4 protein-coding genes and 1 pseudogene are annotated in these 6,845 nt (G+C 69.6%); 2 read left to right on the forward strand and 3 right to left on the reverse strand.

Going from position 1 to position 6,845, the window contains the following annotated elements; translation table 11 throughout:
* Positions 1 to 31: 31 nt before the first annotated feature.
* The gene (locus AC27IQ_RS16895) at positions 32 to 532 is read right to left on the reverse strand and encodes an acyl-CoA thioesterase (protein WP_487090150.1); all 501 of its coding nucleotides are present in this window, start codon (positions 530 to 532) and stop codon (positions 32 to 34) included.
* Positions 533 to 651: 119 nt separating this feature from the next.
* Here AC27IQ_RS16895 and AC27IQ_RS16900 point away from each other — a divergent pair.
* A pseudogene (locus AC27IQ_RS16900) lies at positions 652 to 1,775 on the forward strand (sterol desaturase family protein).
* 8 nt (positions 1,776 to 1,783) lie between these two features.
* A complete protein-coding gene (locus AC27IQ_RS16905; protein ID WP_487090147.1) occupies positions 1,784 to 3,037 on the forward strand; it encodes a BaiN/RdsA family NAD(P)/FAD-dependent oxidoreductase in 1,254 nt (417 codons plus the stop codon).
* Positions 3,038 to 3,097: 60 nt separating this feature from the next.
* Here the strand turns inward: AC27IQ_RS16905 and AC27IQ_RS16910 are convergent, their stop codons facing one another.
* Both AC27IQ_RS16910 and AC27IQ_RS16915 read right to left on the reverse strand, forming a co-directional pair.
* Positions 3,098 to 4,213 (reverse strand): catalase family protein, encoded by a 1,116-nt coding sequence (locus AC27IQ_RS16910; RefSeq protein ID WP_487090148.1) that lies wholly within the window; start codon positions 4,211 to 4,213, stop codon positions 3,098 to 3,100.
* A gap of 38 nt (positions 4,214 to 4,251) precedes the next feature.
* Positions 4,252 to 6,594 (reverse strand): FdhF/YdeP family oxidoreductase, encoded by a 2,343-nt coding sequence (locus AC27IQ_RS16915; RefSeq protein WP_487090149.1) that lies wholly within the window; start codon positions 6,592 to 6,594, stop codon positions 4,252 to 4,254.
* Positions 6,595 to 6,845: the final 251 nt, after the last annotated feature.

Genomic DNA, 6,845 nt, shown 5'->3' on the forward strand with positions numbered 1-6,845 from the left:
CGGCGCACGGCCACCGCGTCTCTGACGTCTCCTACAGGCCGGCCGGCCCCGCCGCCGCCAGCCGCACCTGCTCGAAGCGCTCGGCCTGCTCCTTGCGCAGGGCCTTGCGCAGCAGCGCGGCCTCCCAGCGGCGGCGCTCGTCGGCGGTGGAGGGCGACAGGGGCGGCACGGCGACGGGCTTGCGGTCCTCGTCCACGGCCACCATGGTGAAAAAGCAGCTGTTCACGTGGCGCGCCACCTGGGTGCGGATGTTCTCGGCCACCACCTTGATGCCCACTTCCATCGACGAGTTGCCGGTGTAGTTCACGCAGGCCAGGAAGGTGACCAGCTCGCCCACGTGGATCGGCTGCAGGAAGGTGACCTGGTCCACGCTGAGCGTGACGGCGTAGCAGCCCGAGTAGCGCGTGGCGCAGGCGTAGGCCACCTGGTCCAGCAGCCGCAGCACCGCGCCGCCGTGCACGTTGCCCGAGAAGTTGGCCATGTCGGGGGACATCAGCACGGTCATGCTGAGCTGGTTGGCCGGAAGGTTGATCGTCATGGCGCGCGATTTTAGAAGCGCGAGGGCCCGCGGCATGGGCCTTGCGTGGCGCGGATCGGGCCGGTGATGCGGCTTCGCTACACTCGCGCCCGGCGTTCCCGCCCGGAGAAAAAATGCTCGACAAACTCAACGAACTCACCGCCAGCCATGGCGAACTGCGCACCGGCCGCGGCCTGGTCTCGGGCGTCATCGCCCTGTCGCTGGCCATCCTGTGCATGCTGGGGGTGCTGGCCTTCCACTTCCCGCAATACCTCACCACGCCGGAGCTGCGCAAGAGCTACAACGTGGACGTGATCCGCATGATCATGCTGGCGCGCTGGTGGCGGCGGGCGGCATCTCGCTCGTCAACATGCTGTTCAACCGCTCGCGCTGGCTGTCGGCGGCGGCCTTCCTGCTGGTGGTGTCCACCGCGCTGCTGGGCGGGCACAAGGTGCCGGTGAACGACTTCGCGGACAACACGCCCTACATCGGCCTGGACTGGTTCATCCTCGACCTGCTGGGCAGCGCGCTGATCTTCATCTTCATCGAAAAGCTGTTCGCCCTGCGGCGCGACCAGCCGGTGTTCCGCGCCGAGTGGCAGACCGATTTCCACCACTTCATCGTGAACCACATGGTGGTGGGCTTCGTGCTGCTGGCCACCAACCTGCTGGTGCACAAGTTCTTCGGCTGGGCCGCGAGCGACGGCGTCCGCGGCTGGGTGCAGGGGCTGAACTTCTGGGTGGCGCTTTTCCTCATCATCCTGGTGGCCGACCTGGTGCAGTACTGGACGCACCGGGCCTACCACGAGGTGCCGGTGCTGTGGCGCCTGCACGCGGTGCACCACAGCGTGAAAAGCATGGACTGGATGGCCGGCTCGCGCCAGCACATCCTGGAGCTGCTGATCACGCGCACGCTGGTGCTGGCACCGATCTACGTGCTGGGCTTTTCCAAGGAGGTGATCGACGCGTACATCGTGATCGTGGGCTTCCAGGCGGTGTTCAACCACGCCAACGTGAGCGTGCGCCTGGGGCCGCTGCGCTACCTGATCGTCACGCCCAACTTCCACCACTGGCACCACAGCCAGGACCAGGAGGCGCTGGACAAGAACTACGCGGCGCACTTCGCCTTCATCGACTACGCCTTCGGCACGGCGGTCAAGAGCACCAAGCTCTGGCCCGAGCACTACGGCGTGCTGGGCGACTACGTGCCCAACGGGTTCATGAAGCAGCTGAAGTTCCCGTTCACGTGGAAGGGCTAGTGGCTTCCATGAATACGGCGGACACCGCGCGGCGGTTCGACGCCGTCGTCATCGGCGCCGGCGCGGCGGGCCTGTTCTGCGCCGCGCAGGCGGGGCAGCGCGGCCTCTCGGTGCTGCTGATCGACCACGCTGAAAAAGTGGCCGAGAAGATCCGCATCTCGGGCGGCGGGCGCTGCAACTTCACCAACCGCGACCTGGACCCGGCCGCGCCGCACAAGCACTTCGTGGGGCAAAACCCGCAGTTCTGCCGCTCGGCGCTGTCGCGCTACACGCCGGCCGACTTCATCGCGCTGATGGACCGGCACGGCATCCCCCACCACGAAAAGCACAAGGGCCAGCTCTTCGCCGACCGCTCGGCGGAGGACATCATCCAGATGCTGCTGGCCGAATGCGCCGCGGGCGGCGTGCAGCGCTGGCAGCCGTGCCGGGTGAAAAATGTGGTCTTTTCGGCCTGCAGCACAGATTCCACTAGGGCGTTTTGCTATCAAATTGATACCGATCGCGGTCCCGTGCTGGCCCGCAGCGTGGTCGTGGCGACCGGGGGGCTGTCGATCCCCAAGATCGGCGCCACCGACTTTGGCTACCGGATCGCGCAGCAGTTCGCCATCCCGCTGGTGGAGCGCCGCCCGGGGCTGGTGCCGCTGACGTTCGACGGCGATGCCTGGGCGCCCTACGCCCAGCTGGCCGGGCTGGCGTTGCCGGTGGAGATTTCCACGGGCACCAGGAAGGCGCGCATGGCCTTCCACGAAGACCTGCTGTTCACCCACCGGGGGCTCTCGGGCCCGGCGGTGCTGCAGATCTCCAGCTACTGGCAGGAGGGCCTGCCCCTGTCCATCCACCTCGCGCCAGGCACCGACCTGCCCGCCCTGCTCGCGCAGGCCAAGGCGCGGTCGAGAAAGCGCATCGCCAACGAACTGGCCGGCCTGGTGCCCAGCCGCCTGGCCGACACCTGGGTGCAGCAGGACGCGGACTGGCAGCGGCCCATCAACGAGGCCTCCGACAAGGCGCTGGCGCGGCTGGCCGAGCGGCTGTCGCGCTGGGAGCTGGTGCCCACGGGCACCGAGGGCTACAAGAAGGCCGAGGTGACGCTGGGCGGCGTGGACACGCGGGCGCTGTCGCAGCAGACCATGGAGGCCAAGGCCCAGCCGGGGCTGTACTTCATCGGCGAGGTGGTCGATGTGACCGGCTGGCTGGGGGGCTACAACTTCCAGTGGGCCTGGGCCAGCGCGCATGCCTGTGCGCAGGCGCTGCCGGGCGGCTGAGCCCCGCCGGCACGGGCACCGGCGCCAGCCCGGGCCCCGGCACGAGGCCAGCGCATGCGGTCATGCGCGCCCGATGGACGGCGGAATCTCGCTCGGTTCGCGCACGGGCGTCTGGTTGCGGTCCGCGCGGAACTGCGCCGAGCGTTCGTATGCCAGCTTGCGGGCGCGCATCACGTTGCCCAGGGGCTGGTGGTCCGCCAGACCGCGCCAGGGGCTGAAGAAGAGCCCGTCTTCCGACACGGCGGCCACGGCCTCGCTCCACGCGGTCTGCGGCTGCGCCACCAGCCGGGCCACGGTGATGTAGGGGCTCTGTTCCTGCGGCCACTCCACGGACGCGTCTTCGACCGGCATCGACTCCAGGTCGGTGCACAGCTGCACCCGCAGGTCCCACTGCGCGGGGTTCACCGCCATGAAGCGGACCACCTCCTCGCGCAGGCCATCGGACCGGCCGTCGAGATCGACCTTCTGATCCACCAGCGCCTTCAAGGCGTCCGATGCCGGCGCCAGCGACAGCTTGGCGATGTATTGGCCGTGGCGCAATGCCGCACCCGAGAAGAAGGTGGCGCCCAGCACGTGCGTCGGAGCATGCCCGCCCAGCGAGATCAGCTTGCCGCTCTTGCCGCCGAAGGCCTCGACGACCCTCTCCGCCACCTGCAGGGTGGCCGACAGCGCTTTCTTGGCCCCTTCCGCCACATCGGTCGTGGCCGCCAGGGGCTTGAGGTTGCTCAGGAATTTCCGGGCCGTGGGCGCGGCGAAGACCGGGCTGTCCGCAAAGACGAAGTTCTGGGTGGTGTCGGACTCCGAACCCGGGAGCCGCGCGCCCTCGACGCCGAGGACCTTCAAGCCCAGGCCCCGGGGCAGGGACACCTTGTCGTCCAGCACGTCGCCCGGATTGGTGGAGAACCGCAGAATGGCGTCGTACGTGCCGGGCCGGGCGAACAGCCCCTGGGCGAGCGGCTCGGGCAAGTCCGGCAGCACCGTCAATTGCGCCCGCAGCACGCCGTGCGCCTTGGCATGGACGCTGCGGCGCGCGTGGCCGCTGTGCTCGAACGTCGTCTCGCGGATCTTGGCGAGCGTCTGGTCCAGATCGGCGAACACCTGCGGCTCGTCGGGATCGGCCTGCTCGACGGCAGGGTGGTAGCGAACGGGCGACTGGCTGGCGGGGTCTTGGCGCATGGCGGGTCCTTGGCAGTGAGAGGGTTGGGGCGGGCGCATCAGCCTGGGAACAGGCGGACGGGAATGGATTTGGCGGCGGGAACGTGGCTTTCCCTGGCGTGGTGGTCCAGGGGCATCAACGGGTTGAGTTCGGGGTAGTAGCCCGCCACGGCACCGCGCGGCAGGTCGTAGGCCACGACGGTCAGTCCGGACACCTCGCGGCGGACATCGTCCTGGCGCCACTGCGTGCGCGCCGTCACGCGGGCGCCGGCCTGCAAGCCGAGCCGTTCGATGTCGTGGGCATTCATCAACAGCACCTGGCGCGTGCCCTCGATCCGGCGAAAGCGGTCGTTCAGGCTGTAGATGGTGGTGTTGAACTGGTCGTCGCTGCGGATCGTGAAAAGGCGCAGCACCTCGCCGTCCACGGGCGTGGGCACCTGGTCCGGATCGGCCTGCAGGCCGCCGGGCGCGACGAAAGCGGCCCTGCCGCTATCGGTCTCCCACACCCGATGGCGGGCCGCGATGGGCCGCGCGAAGCCGCCCGGGACCGCCAACCGGCGGTTGAAGTCGTGGAAGATCCTGGGGAAGGTCAGCGCGATGGCGTCCCGCACGCGGGCGTAGTCGTCGGTCCACCCGGCCCACGGAACGCAGGCGTTCGGCGCGAGGGTGGCCTGCGCGATGCCCGCCACGATCGACAGCTCGGAGCGCAGCGTCGCGGCCGCCGGCTCGGCCACGCCACGGGAGGGGTGCATGAAACCCGTCGAATCCTCGGTCGACACCGTTTGCTCGCCGCTGGCCTGCCGGTCGATCTCCACCCGGCCCAGGCACGGCAGCAGGTAGGCCACCTCGCCATGCATCACGTGGCTGCGGTTGAGCTTGGTCGCGATCTGAACGGTCAGCCGCATCCGGCGCCACGCGCCCTCGATGAGCGCCGTCTCGGGCACCGCGCGCACGAAATTGCCGCCGAGGCCGAGGAACGCCCGCACCGAACCGTCCAGGATGCCCCGGCAGGCGGCGACGGTATCCAGGCCCTTCTTGCGCGGGGGCTCGAACTGGAACTGCGAGGCCAGCTGGTCCAGCGGGGCGAGTTCCGGCTTCTCGGTGATGCCCACCGTGCGCTGCCCCTGCACGTTGGAATGCCCGCGCACCGGGCACAGCCCGGCACCGGGCTTGCCCACGTTGCCGCGCAGCAGCAGCAGGTTGGCGAGCATCTGCACGTTCAGCACACCCTCGCGGTGCTGCGTGAGCCCCATGCCGTAGATGCCGATGACGCGTTCGGCCGCAAGGTAGGTGCGTGCGGCCTCCTCCAGCGCCGAGCGGGACAGGCCGGAGTCGCTTTCGATGTCGGCCCACGGGGCGGCGCGCATCGCCTGCGCGAGTTCGTCGTAGCCCTGCGTGTGCTCGGCGACGAACCGGGCATCGATGGCGCGGGGGCCGCCCGATGCCAGCGCGGCGTCGTCCGCCTCGATCACGAACTTGCACAGGCCGGTCAGCGCGGCGATGTCGCCCCCGGGCCGGACCTGCAGGTACTGCGTGCTGATGGCGGTGCTGCCCGGCGTGAGCATGTCCACCGGCGACTGGGGGTTGTTGAACGCCACCAGGCCGCTCTCGCGCAGCGGATTGAAGGTCACGATGGGCACGCCCCGGCGCCGCGCGTCCTGCAGGGGATGCAGCATGCGCGGACTGGACACGCCGACGTTCTGGCCGAAGAAGAAGATGGCGTCGCACTGGTCGAAGTCGTCCAGGTCCACCGTGCCCACCGGCGACCCGATGGACTGCTTGAGGCCGACCGATGTGCTCTCGTGGCACATGTTCGAGCTGTCGGGCAGGTTGTTGGTCCCATACAGCCGGGCGAAGAGTTGCCACAGGTACGACGTCTCCAGCGACGCCCGGCCCGACGCGTAGAACACCACCGCATCGGGTTGTAGCGCTTTCAGTTCCCGGCCGATGCCGTCGAAGGCCTCCTGCCAGGAGACCTCGACATACCGGTCCCGGCCGGCGTCGTAGCGCAGAGGAACCGTCAGCCGCCCGCCCGCTTCCAGCGCGTGGTCGGTCCAGCCGGCGAGTTCCGCCAAGGGGTGGGCCTCGAAGAAGGCGGCGTCCAGGCGCCGGTCCGTCAGCTCCCACGACGTCGCTTTCGCACCGTTCTCGCAGAACTCGGCGGGATGCGGATGCAGCGGCTTGGCCCAGGCGCAACTGGAGCAGGTGAAACCGTCGTGCTTGTTCTGCAGGGCCAGCGCCTTGATCACCGTGACGCCCGGGCGATCGCGCAGCAAGGTGCCGGCGACCGCTCTGACGGAGCCCCAGCCGCCGGACGGCGGAGGATCCTGCCCTGCATCGGGGGAGGCGCTGCTGGCTGGCGTGGCCAGGTCTTGGGCGGGGGGCGACGGCTTATCGGACATGGACCGCTTTCGACGCGGGCCTGCGGCGGTGCGGGGCAGCGGCGCGCTCCAGGAAGCCAGAGCGGGCGCGCAGTGGTTGGCGGTGTCGGAATCGATCGATCGAAGGGGGTGGCATGCGGGGCTCGGCGGGCAATGGGGCGTGGCCCCCGATTACGCGGCTGGGGGCCGTGCAGGCCCTGTCGGATGGAGCGCCTAATGGCCATGCGCGTTGGCCGACAGCGGGCCGACGAGGCCTTCGCCGACGCGGCGGC

The organism is Acidovorax sp. KPB24-07, assembly GCF_057543315.1.